We start from the raw sequence: 18,106 nt of genomic DNA on the forward strand, positions 1-18,106 counted from the left end.
CAATTCCTTTATGATAAATCTTTTAATGTTGAAATATTAGCGGCAAGTTTATTTTGCACTTCTAAAAATTCAAGTTCTGGTTGGCTATCTGCAACTACACCTGCTCCTGCTTGGAAAATCACTTTATCTTTTGTAAGCATTGTGGTTCTAATAGTAATTGCACTATCCATATTTCCATCAAATCCAAAGTAAGCAATACTTCCAGAATAGAAATTTCTTTTTATCCCTTCAAATTGAGCTATAAGTTCCATTGCTCTAATTTTAGGTGCTCCTGTCATTGTCCCTGCTGTAAAAGTAGCTGCAAAAAGATCAAACATGTCATATTTGTCATCGATTTTTGCTTCTACATCTGAAACCATATGCATAACATGCGAATATCTTTCAACTCTCATAAGTTCAGTTGCTTTTACAGTTCCAGGTTTTGCAACTCTACCTACATCATTTCTTCCAAGGTCAACAAGCATAATATGTTCTGCTCTTTCTTTATCATCACTTATCATCTCTTGTTCAAGTTCTAAATCTCTATCTAGATTTTTTCCTCTTTTTCGTGTTCCGGCAATTGGTCTTAAAAGGATATGTCCATCTATAAGTCTTACCATAACTTCAGGAGAACTTCCTGCAATTGAAAAATCTTCAAACTCTAAGAAAAAAAGATATGGACTAGGATTTTTACTTCGAAGTGCTCTATAAAAACTTAAGTGATCAACTTTTGCATTTTGAATAAATCTATTTGACATTAGTATTTGAAAAACATCTCCTGATTTAATCATCTCCTTAGATTTTTCTACCATTTTAAAAAACTCTTCTTTGGTATAATTGAATTTTCCTTCATCTAAAAGTTGAGCTTTTTTTATTGGTGTAAAAAAGTATTGTGTTAAAAGTTCAGCCTCAATTTTTTCTAAATCATCTGCTTTTTCTTCTAATGATGTAACCATTACAAGTTTTGAGGTTTTATGTGAAAAACCTAAGATTATATTTGGTCTAATAAGATCTAAGTCCGGAATATGAAGTTGGTCTTCAAGATTATTCATATATTTTTTTAATACAGGTTCAAACTCTTTACCTATATCATAACCTACATTACCAATAAATCCATCAACAAGCCCAATTCCTAACTCTTCAGATTTTTGTTTATAAAACTCTTTATCTATAGATTTATAATATTTTTGTAAAAATTTTAAAGGGTTAGAATCTACTTTATTTATCTCTTTTTTTTCATTTTTATAGTAGCAAATACCATCTTGATACCAAACTCTTTCTCTATCACCTATTACAATGTATGAGTAGTTTCCCTCTGCCGAATTGATTGTACTTTCAAATAAAAATGTTATTTCATTTTTATATAGCTTTTTAACTTTTTCGTAGATCGAAACAGGAGTGAATTGATCTAGAAAAAGTTCTTTAGAAAAAAATTGCATTTATTAGATACCTTATTAATATGTTAATATGAATGCACCAGTTACATTTAATTGTCTTTTAATGTTATCTGTCGCATTTTTTGCTTGTCCTCTTGATGAGTATGGTCCTATTAAAACTTTATGGAAAACTTTTCCATTTATAGAAACTTTATAAACTTTATATGAAAAACCTTTTGTTTTAATGGTATTTAAATATTCTGCACTAGGCATCTTAGAGAAAGCTCCAATTTGAACAAAAGTTCCTTTTGGTTTTGTAGTAATTGCGCTAGTTGATGATGAGATGGCATTTTGGATAACTTTAGGTTGAGTTTTTTTAACAACAGGTTTAGGTTTTGCAACTTTTTTAACAGGAGTTGGTTTTATCTCTTCTTTTACATTAAAAACATCAGGTTTAGTTTTTTCAACTTTAGTATCTTCAACTAACTCTTTTTGTTCAATTTTTTCAAGACTCAAGTTTTCATCTATTTTTTCTTCTGCTTGAGCTTCTTTCTCTTTTTCTTCTTTTATATTTTTTAATTTTTCATTGATGATTTTTTGATATTGCTCTTCAATGTTTTCATTGCCAATACTATTCTGTGTAGCACTTGAACTATCTTTTGTAAATGAGTCAGTTGATGTTGAATCATTAGTTAAAAGGCGAATAACTATAATAGTTAATAAAAAAAGTATTACAAGGATTAACCCTAAAACAAGATATTTCTTTTTACTTTGTTCATTTGAAGTATTTTTCCCAAGCATAATATCGCTATATTCCCTTTCTTCTTGTATCTCAATCTCTCTATCAAGTTGACTTTGTGAAGAAGAGGGTTGTTGTGGTTGTGGTACCTCTTGTTGTTCAAAGTTAGACTCATTGTTTTTTATCTCATTTAATCTATCTTCAATCTCACTTTTTTCTTGTTTTAATTGAACTTTCTTTATAAAATCTTCGCCTCTAATTTCCATAAAATATCCTTAATACTTTTTGGTTTAATTTAGTAAGTTGATTTGTTGTAAATTACAAAATCTCTAGCTAACTCTTTAAGTTCTTGTTTAATCTTAGCTTGTAAATCTGTATTGTTAATATCATCTAATACATCACAAATTTTATTCGCTATAAACGTAAACTCTTCCTCTTTCATCCCTCTTGCTGTTAGTGCTGGTGATCCTACTCTAATACCTGATGTTACAAATGGACTTCTTGTTTCACCTGGTACTGTATTCTTATTTACAGTTATACCTGCGTTTCCTAATGCTGCATCTGCATCTTTACCTGAAAACTCTTTATTTAAAAATGACACTAACACTAAGTGATTATCTGTTCCATCAGATACTATATCATATCCTCTTGACATCATCACTTCCCCAAGTACTTTTGCATTTGCTTTTACTTGTTTTGCGTATTCTTTCCATGATGGATCTAAAATCTCTTTAAATGCTACTGCTTTTGCTGCCATTACATGTACTAATGGTCCACCTTGTGTTCCTGGGAATATTGCAGAGTTTATTTTTTTAGAAATATCTTCATCATTACATAGAATCATACCACCTCTTGGTCCTCTTAGAGTTTTATGTGTTGTAGTTGTTACTACATCTGCATGTGGAAATGGGCTTGGGTGTTCACCTGCTGCTACTAATCCAGCAATATGTGCGATATCTGCAAATAGATATGCTCCTACTGAATCAGCTATTTCTCTAAATTTTGCAAAATCTATCTCTCTTGCGTATGCTGATGCTCCACACACTATAATTTTTGGTTGTACTATTTGAGCTATTTCTTTAACTTTATCATAGTTTATTCTTCCATCTAATTCTACTCCATAGTAGAATGCTTGGTAGTTTTTACCTGAAAAAGATGGTTTTGAACCATGTGTTAGGTGTCCTCCATGAGAAAGGTCCATACCAAGAATTTTATCACCTGCTTTAATTAATGCTGCGTATACTGCTCCATTCGCTTGACTTCCTGAGTGTGGTTGTACATTTGCATACTTACATCCAAATATCTCGCAAGCTCTATCTATTGCTAATTGTTCTGCTTTATCTGCAAATTCACATCCACCATAATATCTTTTATATGGGTATCCTTCTGCGTATTTATTTGTAAATACACTTCCCATTGTTTCCATTACTGCTGGGCTTGTGAAGTTTTCACTTGCTATCATCTCTAGGTGATCTGTTTGTCTTTGTAGTTCTGCTTCTACTATATCGAATATCTCTTTATCTGCAACTTCAAGTCTTCTCTCATTTATAAAGCTCATCTTTTATACTCCTATCCTTTTCTATTCTTCTTCGTTAATATCGAAGTTTTCATCTTTTAGTGGTTTCATAGCTGGGAATAATAAAACATCTCTAATAGAGTGTTCATTTGTTAGCATCATTACTAATCTATCTATTCCAATTCCTTGTCCTGCAGTTGGTGCCATACCATATGATAATGCATTTACGAAATCTTTATCCATCTCATGGGCTTCATCATCACCACTATCTTTAGCTTCCATTTGTCCTTCAAATCTTTCTAGTTGATCTAATGGGTCATTTAACTCACTAAAGGCGTTTGCAATCTCTTTACCTGCAATAAATAATTCAAATCTATCAGTTAAATGTGGTTTCTCATCTGATCTTCTAGCAAGTGGAGAAATCTCAACTGGATATTCTGTAATAAAAGTAGGATTAATTAATTTTTCTTCAACAAACTCATCAAAAAGTTCCCCTTGAAGTTGTCCTAAATTCATATTTTCATTTACTTCCAAATTTCTTTCTTTTAAGTAAGCGATTATTTTTTCTTTATCTTCAGTTATATCTGCTGGAACTCCACCAATTGTTGTTAGGGACTCTATTAATGGAACTTCACTAAATTTAGAAAAATCTATTTTTAAATCACCATAAGGAAGAACTGTTGGTAAGTCCAAGTTATCAAATAGGTATTCAATATACTCTTTTGTAAGTTCAATTAAATCTTTATATGTTTTATATGCCCAATAAAATTCAATAGAGGTGAATTCTGGATTATGTGTTGCATCCATACCTTCATTTCTAAAGTTTCTATTTATTTCAAATACTGCTTCAAATCCACCAACAATAAGTCTTTTTAAATATAATTCTGGTGCAATTCTTAAATATCTATCAACACCTAAGGCATTATGATGAGTTACAAAAGGTTTTGCATTTGCCCCACCAGGAATTGGGTGCATCATTGGAGTTTCAACTTCTAAAAATCCTTTTGATTCAAAAAATCTTCTAGTAAGACTAATAACTTTTGATCTTACATGGAAAGTTTTTCTAACTTCACTATTCATAATAAGGTCTAAATATCTTTGTCTATATCTTAACTCTTTATCTTGAATCCCATGGTATTTCTCTGGTAATGGAGAGATTGATTTTGTTAATATCTTTAAACCATGTACATGAAGTGATAATTCACCTTTATTAGTAATAAATGGATAACCACTTACTTCAAGAATATCTCCAACTTCAACACTTTTTTTAAAGATTTCATTATAAAATCCTTCTGGTAAATTGTCTCTTGCAACATAAATTTGAAGTATTCCACTCTCATCTTCTATTTTAAGAAAAGATGCTTTACCCATAAGTCTAAAGAATTTAATTCTTCCTGCAACTGTATATTCTCTGTTCTCATCTCTTTTTTCTTCTGTTTGAAAAAGGTCACTATTTACATTTAAATATTTTGAAATAGTTGTATTTCTTGATGACTCATTTGAGTAAGGATTAACGCCTTTTTCTCTTAAAAAATTTGCTTTTTCTATTCTTTGTTGTATATATTTATTTTCAAACAATCTTTAATTCCTTTTAAACTTTTTATTTATTATCTTCTGTTGTAGCATCTTTTTCATTTGTATTTTCTGTAATCTTTTTTTCAACATCTTCTTTTACAGTTTCAGCTATATCATTAACTTTTTCATCAACAGTTTTTTTCACGCTGTTAACAACTGCTGTACCTGATTCTACAGTTTTTTCTTTCATCTCTTTTACTGTATCAGTTAACTCTTGAGTAATTGATTTTTTTTCTATTAAATCTGGGTCTTCTACAATCTCTTCATCTTTAGAAACAGAATCTTCAACTTTTTTTACAAAATCTGAAGCATCAAGTTTAACTATGAAACTACCTGTTTGTACAAGAAGTGGAAATGTTATTGAATCAGAAATTTTATTGTTCATTAAATCTTTGAAAGATTGAACTTGAAATAATGCATATGCAATAATTGAGAAGATAAAAAATATTTTTGCACTACCAAATAAAAAACCTAAAATTCTATCAAAAAATCCTAAGCCACTAGCAGAAAACATTTTACTTAATATTATCCCAAGAACATAAACAATTGCCCAAAATAATACAAGTCCAAGAATAAATCCAATTAATTTAATTGTAGCATTATTTTCAAGAGCCAAAAGTGGTGCAACAGCATTTCCAATTTCAGCAGCCATCCTTGATGCTACAAAAATACCACCAATTATCCCTACTAATCCAAAAACTTCTTTTATAAAACCTCTTAAAAGACCTTTCAATCCTAGTAATACAGTTATACTTACTATTACTATATCAAAAACAGTAAAACTTTGCATTTGGTTCCTTATGTATAGTATGGCGCAATTATATCTTAGTTTTTCAAAATTAAAGTTTAATAGATTTTATTAGGGAAATAGTTACTTTTATAGATGTATTTTAAATGATGCACCATGTAATATTTCATTATTATATTCAAAATCAATATTTTCTACATCTACATTAAATCCCATATGTTTTGTTAATATTTCTCTTGTCATATATAAACCTATGCCTGTACCTTGACTTTGATGTTTTGTTGTAAAATATGGTTCAAAAATTCTATTTAGTATTTTTTCCTCTATCCCTTTTGCACTGTCAGTTATAGAAAGTATTTTATTTGAGTATTCTATTTTTATTACTTTTATTTTAATTTCATCATTTGAGTTTAGTGCATCAATAGAATTGTTTATAATATTAAGTAGTGCTTGTTGAAATTCATTTTTATATCCAAAAAGTTCTATCTTCTCATCAATATTTACAAGTACTTCTATTTGGTCATGTTTCAATTTATCTTTTAGTAAAGTGACGTTTTCTGTAATAGATTTTTTTAATAAAAAATCACTTTTTATTCTATCTTTTTTAAAAAAGTTTTTAAAATCTTCAATAGTTTGTGATAAATAATTTGAATTTTTTAAAATTAAATCACAAGTAGTATTAAAATTGTTATTATCAACTATTCCTAACTCTTTTTGTAATTTTAAAGAACTAATTGCTGCTGAGATAGAGGCTAAAGGTTGTCTCCATTGGTGAGCAATATTACTTAACATCTCACCCATAGCTGCCATTTTATTTTGTTGGAAAAGCATTCTATCTTTTTCTTTATTTTTGTCACTCTCTTCAATAACTCTTTTTTCTAAAGATTCATTTAATTCTTTTAACTCTTTTGTTTTGTTTTCTACCATGATTTCAAGGTTATCATTAAGAGCTTTTAATTTTTTTTGTTGTTCAATTTCTTGGGTTATATCTGTAAGTGTTACAATTATATAAGGTATCTCTTCCTCATCAAAAATAGTTGAATTTACATTTAATGTAAAATGTCTAAGTGTATCCTCTTTTTTTATTGCAGCTTTAAATTTTTCATTTGGATTTGCTAAAATATGTTCAGCCCAATTTTTGCCATTATAATCTTTGTCAATCAAATAATACTTATCGTTCATATCTACAAAAGTTTGACATATGCATTCATATTTTTCTTTAAATTTTTCAAGTGATTTAAAATTGAAAAATTCAAGAAGTTGTTTATTTGAATTTTTAATGTAATAACCATCGGTAATAACTATTATATTTTTTTGAGAATCAAGAATCATTTGATTCTTTTTTTCTTGGGTTTTGATTTTTTCCAAATTATTTTCAAGTTCAATATTAAGTTTTTGTATACTTTTTGAGTAAATGTAATAAGAAACAATAGTGTATAAAAGAGCAAACAAAAAGATAAATAAAAATACATAAGCTTGTGAATTTCTTTTAAATTTTTTAATATCATGTATATTTACATTATCAAGATTTATAGATAAAATTACATGTCCAATCAAATTCTCACCAAACTCAACAATTTCAAAATGTGTCAAAATATTATTATTAACTATTTTGTATTTTTTTAAGTTTAAAATATTTTCGATACCCTCTTTTTTTATTAATTTGATAAATGAATCTTGGGCATTCAAATTAGCGATATAATAGTCATCTAAAAATTTTTTTGAAAATGGATAAATAATTTTATCTTTAAATTGTTTGTCTGCTAAAACTAAAGAATTTATTTTATTGTTTTCTAAAATTTTTGAGATTGAGTTAAAGTGAGTTATTACCTCAAAAATACCTAAAAAATCATTATTATGAAAGATAGGAACCATAGATTTAAAAGTCATATCAAACCTACCTACACTAATGGAAGCTAAGATTTTTTTATTTTTTATTACTTTTTGTACATCTTTTCTAAATTTTAATGAATCAGTTGTTTTGTCTGTCCAACTTCTATAAAAACTATTTCCATTTTTATCAATAATTTGAAACCAAACATTTTTAAATCTAGTAGTCCTTCTTAATTCTGAAGAAAAATTTTTATAATCAACATGGGTATTTTTCTTAGTTAGAAGTGCTTCTGCAATTTTTTTATCTTTTGCAATTGACATTGCCATTGCTAGAGTTGCATTTTTTTTATCTGTAATTAGATTTGATACGGTATTTTTTAAATTATTAGAAATATTTAAATATTTTTCACTTAATTGCTTTTTCTCTTCTTTATTAATATAAAATGTCGATATTGAATATATAATAAGAGAAATAATTGTAAAAAATAAAAAATTTAAAATGAACTTATTTTTTAGCATAAAAATCCTACATGTCTAATAATTTGATTATAATAAAAAATTATTTATTTTCTAATAAAATAAACTTTAATATTAAAATTCAAAATTAGCTAAAATATATTTACTAATAATTAAACTTATTTTGATAAAATTCCCCCACTATGAAAAACATTAAAAGATACCCAACAAGAAAGATATATGTAGGTGGTGTAGCAATAGGTGGTGATGCACCTGTTTCTGTACAATCTATGACATATAGTAAGACTTCAGATGTAGAAACTACAGTGGAGCAAATAAAAGCATTACATTTTGCTGGAGCGGATATTGTAAGAGTTGCAGTACCTGATATAGAGGCAGCAAATGCCTTAAAAGAGATTAAGGCTCAAAGTACTCTTCCAATTGTTGCAGATATACACTTTAATCATAAACTTGCATTAATTGCAGCAGAAGTTGTTGATTGTATTAGAATTAATCCTGGAAATATAGGGAATAAGCAAAGAGTTGCAGAGGTAGTAAAGCAATGTAAGCAAAGAAACCTTCCTATTAGAATTGGTGTAAACTGTGGTTCTTTAGAGTCACAATTTGAAAATAAATATGGTCAGACAGCACGTGGTATGGTTGAGAGTGCTGATTATAATATTAAATATCTTGAAGATTTAGGTTTTGAGGATATAAAAGTATCACTTAAAGCAAGTGATGTACAAAGAACTGTAGAAGCATATAGATTATTAAGACCTATGAATAATTACCCTTTTCATTTAGGTGTAACGGAAGCAGGGACTTTATTTCACTCGACAATAAAATCTTCAATAGCCTTAGGAAGTTTACTTCTTGATGGAATAGGGGATACCTTAAGAGTTTCTATTACAGGGGAACTTGAAAAAGAGATTGAAGTGGGACGTGCAATTTTAAAAGATGCAGGACTTACCAAAGAGGGATTAAATATTATCTCTTGTCCAACTTGTGGAAGAATAGAAGCTGACTTAGTTAGTGCAGTTGCCCAGGTAGAAGAAAAAACGAAACATATAAAAACACCACTTAATGTTTCAGTAATGGGGTGTGTTGTAAATGCTTTAGGTGAAGCAAAAGCGGCAGATGTAGCAATAGCATATGGAAAAGGTGTTGGTCTTATTATAAAAAAAGGTGAGACTATAGCAAAACTTCCTACAGATAAACTTCTTAATAGATTTTTGGAAGAAGTAGAGATTGAAGCTAAAAAAAATAGCTAATCTCTACTCTTTTTTTTCTTATAAACTTACTTGTAAATAAATTTAGTTACAATTTTATCCTTAATTGTTATGGAGAATAGATGGATAGTATATATAGTGTAAATATTGAAAGAGCCGTTTTAAGTTCAATACTTTTTAACCCAGAAGAGTTAGAAGATGTTTTAGGAGTATTGAAACCTAAAGATTTTTATCTTCCTGCACACCAAAAAATATTTGATGTAATGGTTAAATTACATAATTCAGATATGCCTATTGATGAAGAGTTTATTAGAAAAAGAGTTGACTCTAAAGATGTAGAAGATTCAATACTATTAGAAATACTTTCAGCAAATCCAATTACAAATACATTAGCATATGTTAGAGAGATAAAAGATGGTTCTGTAAAAAGAGAACTTGCAACTTTAGCAACAACAATTAAAAAAGTCGCAATTGAAGATGAAGTTACAGCAAATGAAGCTTTAGATACAGTTCAAGGAGAACTTTATAAAATTTCAACTGATAGTGCAACTTCTGAATTAAAAGATATGAATCTAATTACAGGTGATACTCTTTCTTATATTAAAAAAATGAAAGAGTTAGGAAATAAACACCTAATTGGGGAAACTACAGGGTTTTATGATCTTGATAAGAGAACAACAGGTTTTAATGAAGGGGATTTAGTAATTATCGCAGCACGTCCTGCTATGGGTAAAACAGCACTTGTATTAAATATGTGTCTTAAAAATGTTGAGGCAGGAAAGGGTGTAATATTTTTCTCACTAGAGATGCCTGCAGAACAACTTATGTTAAGGATGCTTGCAGCTAAAACATCAATCCCTTTACAAAACCTTAGAAAAGGTGATATGGACGATAACCAATGGTCTAATCTAAATGGTGCTTTTGAAGATTTAAATAAAAAGAAACTTTTTGTTGATGATGGTGGAAGTGTTAATATTAACCAATTAAGAGCAAGGGTTAGAAAACTTGCACAAAATGAGGATAATAATATCTCAATGGTAATTATTGATTATCTTCAACTTATGCAGGGAACTGGAAATAAAGATAGACACCAAGAGGTTTCAGATATCTCAAGGGGGCTTAAAATGCTTGCAAGAGAGATGAAAATTCCAATTATTGCTTTGTCTCAGTTAAATAGGGGACTTGAAAATAGACCAGATAAAAGACCAATGCTTTCTGACCTTAGAGAATCTGGAGCTATTGAGCAAGATGCCGATATTATTATGTTTGTATATAGGGATGATGTATATAAAGAGAGAGAAGAAGCTAGAAAAGAGAAAGAGGCATCAGATAAAGGGGAAGAGTACAAATCTAAGTTTGTTAATAAACCTGTAGAAGAGGCTGAAATAATTATTGGTAAACAAAGAAATGGTCCTATCGGAACTGTTAAATTAGATTTCCAAAAACAATATACAAGATTTGTAGATAAAGAGAATGCAAACGATGCCCCAATAGAGGTAGTATTTGAGTCAGTCGCTGATACAAATAAAGAAACAAATATTGATATGCCTAATATTCTTTAAAGTAATTTCTTAAATTATCTTTAGTTAAGTTATTTAATATTATAATATTATTAATTATTTAACTAAAGGAAAGAAATGAAACCTGCTTTTTCTTTAATGGAATTAATTTTTGCAATAGTAATAATAGGAATTATATCTACTTTTGCAATACCAAAATATATGAATACTCGGAATCAAGCTTTAGCTTCTACTATACAAAGGGATGTGATCTCAACAATAAACTCCTTACAAAGTTCTTATTTGATAAATAGAAAAATTGATAATATAAGTGATGTAATAACTTTAAACTCTAAAAATTGGAAGATTGAAAATAAGAAGATAACTTTTTTTGAAGATGAAAATAAATGTTTAGAACTTTTAATAATTGATAAAAAGATATCTTTAACTGTAATTGAAGATGCAGGAGATGTATGTTCAGAATTAGTAAATAGAGGAATTACCACACAAGAGATTGATTTAATTTAAATTGGATAAAATGCATATATCAAATGAAAAAGGCAATATATGCAAAAAGCAGTTTTTTTAGATAGAGACGGTGTTGTAAATGTTGAAAAAGATTACACTTATAAAATAGAAGAGTTCGAATTTGTTGATTCTTTATTTGATTCCTTAATATATTTACAAAATCTTGGATATAAACTTTTTATTATCACTAATCAGTCTGGTATAGCAAGAGGTTATTATACTATTAACGATTATAATAAGTTAACAAATTGGATGCTAGACCAATTAGAACAACAGAAGATTTATATTAGTCAGGTTGAATTCTGTCCTCATGGACCTGAAGATAATTGCAATTGCAGAAAACCTAAAACTGGCATGATAGATAATATTTTAGAAAAACATGAGGTTGATTTATCCACATCGTGGCTTATTGGAGATAAAAAATCAGATATCTTATGTGCAAAGAATGCAAATATAAAAAATACAATTCAAGTAAAATCTGGTCATCACTTTGATGATAAGGATTCTATAGCTAATTATGTTTGTAATAGTATCAAAGATGTAAAAAATATTATTAAATCATAGTTATTAGACAAACATAATATATTTTTAGGTAAAATATTCATCCTTTTAAGAAGATTTGATTATAAAGAAAGAGTTGCAATGAGATTAAGTGAAGAAGATAAAAATTTAATTAATAATTCAATAAGAGATATTCAAGATTTCCCAAAAGAGGGAATAGTTTTTAAAGATATAACAACCCTTTTAAACAACAAAGAAGCATACAGTACTTTGATGGACCATTTAGAAGATAGATACAAATCTTATAATTTGGATTATGTAGCAGGTATTGATTCTAGAGGGTTTATTTTTGGTGCTGCATTAGCTGATAGATTAAATATTGGGTTTGTTCCTGTACGAAAAAAAGGGAAATTGCCTAGTACTACAGTATGTGAAAAATATGAGTTAGAGTATGGCTATGATGAGGTTGAAATTCATCTTGATGCTTTTCCTAAAAAAAATCCAAATGTATTATTAATTGATGATTTAGTAGCTACAGGTGGAACAGCAACTGCAGCTTCTAAACTTATTAAAAAAATAGATGCAAATCTAATTGAAGCTTGTTTTATATTAAACCTTACTTTTTTAGATGGCGTAAAGAAAATTGAAAAACATACAAAAGTTTATTCTGTATTAGATATATAAAGAAGAGAAAATGAAAGAAAACTACTATATCCCAAAAAGTTCAAAGTTTGATCCAGATGAAAATGGACATTTTGGACAGTTTGGTGGAAGATATGTACCTGAAACACTGATGCCTATTTTAGAACAATTGGAAGAAAACTATAAAAAGTTTAGATTTGATGAAGAGTTTTGGAAAGAGGTTGATTTTTTATTAAAAGATTATGTAGGAAGAGAAACACCATTATATTTTGCTAAAAATATTAGTGAAGAAATAGGTGCAAAAGTTTATCTAAAAAGAGAAGACTTAAATCATACAGGTGCACATAAAGTAAATAATGTAATAGCACAGGGACTTTTAGCTAAAAAATTGGGCAAAACAAAAGTTATAGCTGAAACAGGAGCCGGACAACATGGCGTTGCTACTGCTACAATTGCAGCTTTACTTGGTCTTGATTGTACTGTTTTTATGGGTGCAAAAGATGTTGAAAGACAAGAACTTAATGTTTTTAGAATGAAACTTTTAGGTGCAAAGGTGATAGCTGTTGAGAGTGGAAGTAAAACCTTAAAAGATGCTATGAATGATGCAATTAGATATTGGGTTACAAATGCAAGAGATACTTTTTATATAATTGGTACAGTTGCAGGTCCACATCCATATCCAATGATGGTTAGAGATTTTCAAAGCATTATTGGTTGGGAAGCTAGAAGGCAAATACAAGAAAAAGAGGGAAGACTTCCCGATTTTGTAGTAGCATGTATCGGTGGTGGATCAAACGCTATAGGTACTTTTTCTCATTTTTTAGAAGATGAAGAGACTACATGTATAGGGATTGAAGCTGGTGGATTAGGTATTGATACAAACAAACATGGTTGTTCTTTAGCGAAAGGAACGCCTGGTGTTTTACATGGGCAATGCTCTTATCTTTTACAAGATAAAAATGGACAAGTTTTAGAAGCTCACTCTATCTCTGCTGGTTTAGATTATCCAGGAATTGGACCTGAACATTCATTTTTAAAAGATGAAAAAGTTGTAAGCTATGATTCTATTACCGATAAAGAAGCTTTAGATGCTTTTGTTTGGTTAAGTCAAAAAGAAGGAATTATTCCAGCATTTGAAAGTTCCCATGCAATTGCTTATCTTAAAAAGGCAAAAGATAAATTTAAAGATAAAGTTATTGTTATAACACTATCAGGTCGTGGTGATAAAGATATGATTCAAGCAAAAAACTTATTAGATTTTAAATAGGTTTTATTATGTTAGAAAAATTGCAAGATAACTCAGGAAAAATACTTTTTGTAGTAGTTTTAATATTTATTTCATTTTTGGGTTATAATTTATATGAAGCACCAGTTCAAGGTTTAGAAAATAAATTTATTTATCTTCTTAAAACATACGGATATATAATCCTTTTTGCTTGGAGTATTTTAGAGGGTGAAGCTGGATTAATTATGGCAGGTTTACTTTCTCATTCTGGTCATATGAATCTTTATTTTGCAATATTTGTAGCTGGACTTGGTGGTTTTGCTGGAGACCAAATATATTTTTATATAGGAAGGTTTAATAAAGCGTATGTACATAGAAACTTCAAAGCTCAAAGAAGAAAATTTGCATTAGCCCATTTACTGTTAATGAAATATGGTTGGCCTATCATTTTTATTCAAAGATATATGTACGGAATGAGAACAATCATTCCTATATCAATAGGTTTGACAAGATATAGTGGTAAAATGTTTGCATTTATTAATCTTATATCTGCTTGGATGTGGGCTGCAATAACTATAGTACCTGCATGGTATTTTGGTGAAGAGATTCTTATTGTTTTATCTTGGATAAAAGAACATTGGTATTATGCTGCACCATTTGGTTTAATGATTGGAGGTAGTATTGTATACTATTTTCATAAAGTAACTAAGAAAAAGGAGAAAAATTTTGAAAGTTAATTTAATAGAAAATGATTTTAAAAGTGTAGAATCAGAATTAGAAATTTTTATTGTAGATGATTTAGAAAACTGTGAAGATAAAGATATATTAGAAAATATTGGTTTTGAAGAAAAAGATGAGTCTATAGCGTTTCTCCCTGAGATAGGAAGAATTTATGTTGGGTTTGAAGAACATGATTATGAAAGTATAGCTATTGCAATCTCAATTGCAATAAAAAAATTAAAAACAACAAAATTTAAAAGTGCAAAAATTGAATTAAAAGATTTAGATTTGAAAGCTTTAGTAGAGGGTACATTACTTGGAGCTTATGAGTTTAACGAATATAAATCAAAGAAAAAGAAATCTAAAAAACAAGAATTAAGTATTTGTGTCCCAAAAATTACTGATGAAATTAAAGATGTTTTTGAACAATCAAAAGTTATTTCAAAAGCAGTTAATAAAACAAGAGATATTGTAAATACTCCACCAGCTGATTGTTATCCTAAAGTTATGGCAGAGCTTGCTAAAAAAATTGCAAAAGATTCAAATCTAGAGTGTACAATTCATGGTGAAAAGTACTTAGAAAAAAATGGTATGAATGCAATGCTAAGTGTTGGTAGAGCATCTATACATGAATCAAAACTTATTCATTTAGCTTATAAACCAGAAAATGCTAAGAAAAAAGTTGTTTTAGTAGGTAAAGGTTTAACTTATGATTCGGGTGGATTATCTTTAAAGCCAGCTGACTATATGGTTACTATGAAGAGTGATAAAAGTGGTGGTAGTGCAGTATTAGGTATTATGAGTGCAGTTGCAAAACTTAATCTTCCAATTGAAATCCATGGTATTGTTGGTGCTGTTGAAAACATGATAGGTGGAGATGCCTATAAACCAGATGATGTTTTAAAAGCAAAAAATGGGAAAACTATTGAGATTAGAAATACAGATGCTGAAGGAAGACTAGTTCTTGCTGATTGTTTATGTTATGCTCAAGATGAGATTGAAGATATTGATTATATCTTTGATTATGCAACTTTAACAGGAGCTTGTGTAGTTGGAGTTGGTGAATATACAATTGGTGTAATGGGAAATGATACTGTATTAAAAAGAGATATTGTAGCAAATACTTTACAAGCTGGTGAGTATGCAACAACTTTACCTTTCAATAGGTTTTTAAGAAAAACAATTAAATCTGAAATAGCAGATATTTGTAATATAGCTAATACAAGATATGGTGGAGCAATTACAGCAGGTTTATTTTTAGATAACTTTATTTATGAAGAAAATAAAGATAAATGGGCACATTTAGATATTGCGGGACCAGCATTTGTAGAAAAAGCTTGGGGATATAATCCTCATGGTGCAAGTGGAGCAGGTGTTAGAGCAACACTGCAATTTTTTAAAAATCTTAACTAAAAATATAGGATAAAAAATGATTAAAGTAGAAAGAAAACCAAAAATTTTAGTAATTGGTGATTTAATGATTGATTCTTATCTAATCGGTGATTGTGATAGAATAGCTTTAGATGCTCCTGTACCTATTGTTGATATTAAAGAGGAAAAAGATGTATTAGGTGGAGCTGGTAATGTTATTAGAAACTTAGCTTCACTTGGTGCAAAAGTTAGTGTAATGTCTGTGGTTGGAAGTGATGACAATGCTAGACTTTTAAAACACAAATTGGACGAAATTGAAACTAAATCTTTTCTTTTAGAGCAAAAAGGTAGAAAAACATCTAAAAAAACTAGAATTATGTCTGCTAATCAACAAATTTTTAGGTTTGACCATGAGAGTAGAAATAATATCTCTTTTGATAGTGTTAAAAAACTTTTTGAGAAACTACAAGAAAAGATTAAAGCTTATGATGTAATTCTTTTAGCTGATTATGGTAAAGGGGTTTTGACAAGAGACTTTACTCAAAAGATTATTTCATATGCAAATAAAAACAATGTTAAAACTATTGTTGACCCATTTGGTACTGACTATAGTAAATATCAAGGTGCATATTTAATTATTCCAAATAAAGATGAAGCTTCAGTAGCAACGAATATTGAAATAGAAAATAGCGATAGACTTTTAGATGCATTAAAAGAGATAAAAAATAAATTTGAAACCCATGAAGCTATAGTTACACTATCTGAAGAGGGTGTTGCTTTATTAAAAGACAATAAATTATCAGTATTGCCAACTGTACCATTAGAAGTATTTGATGTAACAGGTTCAGGAGATACTCTTTTAGCTTCAATTGGTTTTGCTTTAGCTTTAGATAATGATTTAGTAACTTCATTAGAATTTGCAAATCTTGCTACAGGAGTTGTATTAAGAAAAGCAGGTACTGCTACAGTATCAATTGATGAAATTCAATCAGACCAAGTGTATTTAGATAGAAAAATTATAGAGACAAACTTAAGTTGTCAAGTTAAATAAAAGGAAATTAATGGGATTAGGTGTAGGAATCGTAGGTCTTCCAAATGTAGGTAAATCAACAACGTTTAATGCGTTAACAAAAGCACAAAATGCAGAGGCTCAAAACTATCCGTTTTGTACAATAGAACCAAACAAAGCTGTTGTACCAGTACCAGATAAGAGATTAGATGAGTTAGCAAAAATTGTAATACCAGATAAAATTCAGCACTCTACAATTGATTTTGTAGATATAGCAGGACTTGTAAGAGGAGCTTCAAAAGGTGAAGGTTTAGGAAACCAATTTCTTTCAAATATTAGAGAGGTTGAAGTTATCTTACATATGGTAAGATGTTTTGATGATGGAAATGTTACTCACGTTGAGGGAGATGTAAATCCTATTAGAGATATTGAAATTATTGAAGCGGAGCTTATTTATTCAGATATTTCTCAACTTGAAAAAAAGATTGAAAAATTGAAAAAACAATCAAAAGGTTCAAAAGAAGCAGCAGCTATGCTAGTTGTAGCTGAACAAGTGTATAAACATATTGATGAGTTACAACCTGTAAAAACTTTTGAAGATAAAGAAAATGATCTATTTGTTCAACTTGATAAAGAGCTTAGATTTTTATCTAACAAAGATGTTATTTATGGTGCAAATGTTGATGAGGACTCTTTAGCAGAAGGTGGAAACCAATATGTTGATACTTTAAAAGCTCATGCTATTGAAGTTGGTGCAGATGTAATTGTTCTTTGTGCTAAGATTGAAGAAGAATTAGTAGGTCTTGAAGAAGATGAAGCAAAAGAATTTTTAACAGATTTAGGTGTTGAAGAATCTGGACTTGAGCAAATTATTCAAAAATCATTTGATAAATTAGGACTTCAATCATATTTTACAGCAGGAAAAGTTGAGGTTAGAGCTTGGACAATTAGAAAAGGTACAAAAGCTCCACAAGCAGCTGCAGTAATCCATAATGATTTTGAAAAAGGTTTTATTAAAGCTGAGGTTATTTCATATGAAGATTTCGTTGAGTTTGGTGGCGAATCAAAGTGTAAAGAGGTTGGTAAATTGAGGCTAGAAGGAAAAGATTACATTGTTCAAGATGGAGATGTAATGCATTTTAGGTTTAATACTTGATATA

16 protein-coding genes are annotated in these 18,106 nt (G+C 29.1%); 10 read left to right on the top strand and 6 right to left on the bottom strand.

All coding sequences use genetic code 11. The features are described 5' to 3' along the window. Positions 1-8 precede the first annotated feature (8 nt). The 6 genes from ACKU4C_RS03790 to ACKU4C_RS03815 all read right to left on the bottom strand — a co-directional run bounded on the left by ACKU4C_RS03790 (position 9) and on the right by ACKU4C_RS03815 (position 8,285). Positions 9-1,418, bottom strand: coding sequence for an anthranilate synthase component I family protein (locus ACKU4C_RS03790; protein WP_321314575.1), 1,410 nt, complete (start codon positions 1,416-1,418; stop codon positions 9-11). Positions 1,419-1,433: 15 nt separating this feature from the next. Then, complete coding sequence (locus tag ACKU4C_RS03795; protein ID WP_321314576.1) at positions 1,434-2,360, bottom strand: SPOR domain-containing protein; 927 nt, start codon at positions 2,358-2,360, stop codon at positions 1,434-1,436. Between the two features lie 29 nt (positions 2,361-2,389). Further along, complete coding sequence (locus tag ACKU4C_RS03800) at positions 2,390-3,652, bottom strand: serine hydroxymethyltransferase (protein WP_321314578.1); 1,263 nt, start codon at positions 3,650-3,652, stop codon at positions 2,390-2,392. A gap of 21 nt (positions 3,653-3,673) precedes the next feature. After that, complete coding sequence (lysS, locus tag ACKU4C_RS03805; protein ID WP_321314580.1) at positions 3,674-5,188, bottom strand: lysine--tRNA ligase; 1,515 nt, start codon at positions 5,186-5,188, stop codon at positions 3,674-3,676. Positions 5,189-5,210: 22 nt separating this feature from the next. After that, a complete protein-coding gene (locus ACKU4C_RS03810; RefSeq protein ID WP_321314581.1) occupies positions 5,211-5,975 on the bottom strand; it encodes a CvpA family protein in 765 nt (254 codons plus the stop codon). Between the two features lie 87 nt (positions 5,976-6,062). Further along, positions 6,063-8,285, bottom strand: coding sequence for an ATP-binding protein (locus tag ACKU4C_RS03815; RefSeq protein ID WP_321314582.1), 2,223 nt, complete (start codon positions 8,283-8,285; stop codon positions 6,063-6,065). A gap of 140 nt (positions 8,286-8,425) precedes the next feature. Here ACKU4C_RS03815 and ispG point away from each other — a divergent pair, with 140 nt between their 5' ends. The 10 genes from ispG to ychF all read left to right on the top strand — a co-directional run bounded on the left by ispG (position 8,426) and on the right by ychF (position 18,102). Next, positions 8,426-9,493, top strand: coding sequence for a flavodoxin-dependent (E)-4-hydroxy-3-methylbut-2-enyl-diphosphate synthase (gene ispG / locus ACKU4C_RS03820; RefSeq protein WP_321314583.1), 1,068 nt, complete (start codon positions 8,426-8,428; stop codon positions 9,491-9,493). 80 nt (positions 9,494-9,573) lie between these two features. After that, positions 9,574-11,013, top strand: coding sequence for a replicative DNA helicase (locus tag ACKU4C_RS03825; protein ID WP_321314584.1), 1,440 nt, complete (start codon positions 9,574-9,576; stop codon positions 11,011-11,013). A 75-nt stretch (positions 11,014-11,088) separates the two neighbouring features. After that, positions 11,089-11,478: a prepilin-type N-terminal cleavage/methylation domain-containing protein gene (locus ACKU4C_RS03830; RefSeq protein WP_321314586.1), complete on the top strand. Its 390-nt coding sequence runs from the start codon at positions 11,089-11,091 to the stop codon at positions 11,476-11,478. A 39-nt stretch (positions 11,479-11,517) separates the two neighbouring features. Then, positions 11,518-12,042: a D-glycero-beta-D-manno-heptose 1,7-bisphosphate 7-phosphatase gene (gmhB, locus tag ACKU4C_RS03835; RefSeq protein ID WP_321314588.1), complete on the top strand. Its 525-nt coding sequence runs from the start codon at positions 11,518-11,520 to the stop codon at positions 12,040-12,042. A 78-nt stretch (positions 12,043-12,120) separates the two neighbouring features. Continuing rightward, positions 12,121-12,663, top strand: a complete 543-nt coding sequence (locus tag ACKU4C_RS03840; RefSeq protein WP_321314590.1) for an adenine phosphoribosyltransferase — start codon at positions 12,121-12,123, stop codon at positions 12,661-12,663. Between the two features lie 10 nt (positions 12,664-12,673). Next, entirely contained in the window at positions 12,674-13,888 is a 1,215-nt protein-coding gene (gene trpB / locus ACKU4C_RS03845; RefSeq protein ID WP_321314591.1) for a tryptophan synthase subunit beta, read from the top strand. 8 nt (positions 13,889-13,896) lie between these two features. Continuing rightward, positions 13,897-14,583: a DedA family protein gene (locus tag ACKU4C_RS03850; RefSeq protein ID WP_321314593.1), complete on the top strand. Its 687-nt coding sequence runs from the start codon at positions 13,897-13,899 to the stop codon at positions 14,581-14,583. Beyond that, positions 14,573-15,979 carry a leucyl aminopeptidase gene (locus ACKU4C_RS03855; protein WP_321314595.1) on the top strand — a complete coding sequence of 469 codons (1,407 nt, stop codon included), beginning with the start codon at positions 14,573-14,575 and terminating at the stop codon, positions 15,977-15,979. The genes ACKU4C_RS03850 and ACKU4C_RS03855 overlap by 11 nt, the downstream gene beginning before the upstream one ends. Positions 15,980-15,995: 16 nt before the next feature. Continuing rightward, entirely contained in the window at positions 15,996-16,988 is a 993-nt protein-coding gene (gene rfaE1 / locus ACKU4C_RS03860) for a D-glycero-beta-D-manno-heptose-7-phosphate kinase (RefSeq protein WP_321314596.1), read from the top strand. Between the two features lie 10 nt (positions 16,989-16,998). Continuing rightward, positions 16,999-18,102: a redox-regulated ATPase YchF gene (gene ychF, locus ACKU4C_RS03865; RefSeq protein ID WP_321314598.1), complete on the top strand. Its 1,104-nt coding sequence runs from the start codon at positions 16,999-17,001 to the stop codon at positions 18,100-18,102. Positions 18,103-18,106 lie beyond the last annotated feature (4 nt).

The organism is Halarcobacter sp. (assembly GCF_963676935.1).
In the GTDB taxonomy this organism is placed as follows: Bacteria; Campylobacterota; Campylobacteria; order Campylobacterales; family Arcobacteraceae; genus Halarcobacter.

Bases quoted from the DNA above. Each gene is read 5' to 3' on its own strand.
- ACKU4C_RS03790 (WP_321314575.1), bottom strand. From the start codon at position 1,418: ATGCAATTTTTTTCTAAAGAACTTTTTCTAGATCAATTCACTCCTGTT.
- ACKU4C_RS03795 (WP_321314576.1), bottom strand. From the start codon at position 2,360: ATGGAAATTAGAGGCGAAGATTTTATAAAGAAAGTTCAATTAAAACAA.
- ACKU4C_RS03800 (WP_321314578.1), bottom strand. From the start codon at position 3,652: ATGAGCTTTATAAATGAGAGAAGACTTGAAGTTGCAGATAAAGAGATA.
- ACKU4C_RS03810 (WP_321314581.1), bottom strand. From the start codon at position 5,975: ATGCAAAGTTTTACTGTTTTTGATATAGTAATAGTAAGTATAACTGTA.
- ACKU4C_RS03815 (WP_321314582.1), bottom strand. From the start codon at position 8,285: ATGCTAAAAAATAAGTTCATTTTAAATTTTTTATTTTTTACAATTATT.
- ispG (WP_321314583.1), top strand. From the start codon at position 8,426: ATGAAAAACATTAAAAGATACCCAACAAGAAAGATATATGTAGGTGGT.
- ACKU4C_RS03825 (WP_321314584.1), top strand. From the start codon at position 9,574: ATGGATAGTATATATAGTGTAAATATTGAAAGAGCCGTTTTAAGTTCA.
- ACKU4C_RS03830 (WP_321314586.1), top strand. From the start codon at position 11,089: ATGAAACCTGCTTTTTCTTTAATGGAATTAATTTTTGCAATAGTAATA.
- gmhB (WP_321314588.1), top strand. From the start codon at position 11,518: ATGCAAAAAGCAGTTTTTTTAGATAGAGACGGTGTTGTAAATGTTGAA.
- ACKU4C_RS03840 (WP_321314590.1), top strand. From the start codon at position 12,121: ATGAGATTAAGTGAAGAAGATAAAAATTTAATTAATAATTCAATAAGA.
- trpB (WP_321314591.1), top strand. From the start codon at position 12,674: ATGAAAGAAAACTACTATATCCCAAAAAGTTCAAAGTTTGATCCAGAT.
- ACKU4C_RS03850 (WP_321314593.1), top strand. From the start codon at position 13,897: ATGTTAGAAAAATTGCAAGATAACTCAGGAAAAATACTTTTTGTAGTA.
- rfaE1 (WP_321314596.1), top strand. From the start codon at position 15,996: ATGATTAAAGTAGAAAGAAAACCAAAAATTTTAGTAATTGGTGATTTA.
- ychF (WP_321314598.1), top strand. From the start codon at position 16,999: ATGGGATTAGGTGTAGGAATCGTAGGTCTTCCAAATGTAGGTAAATCA.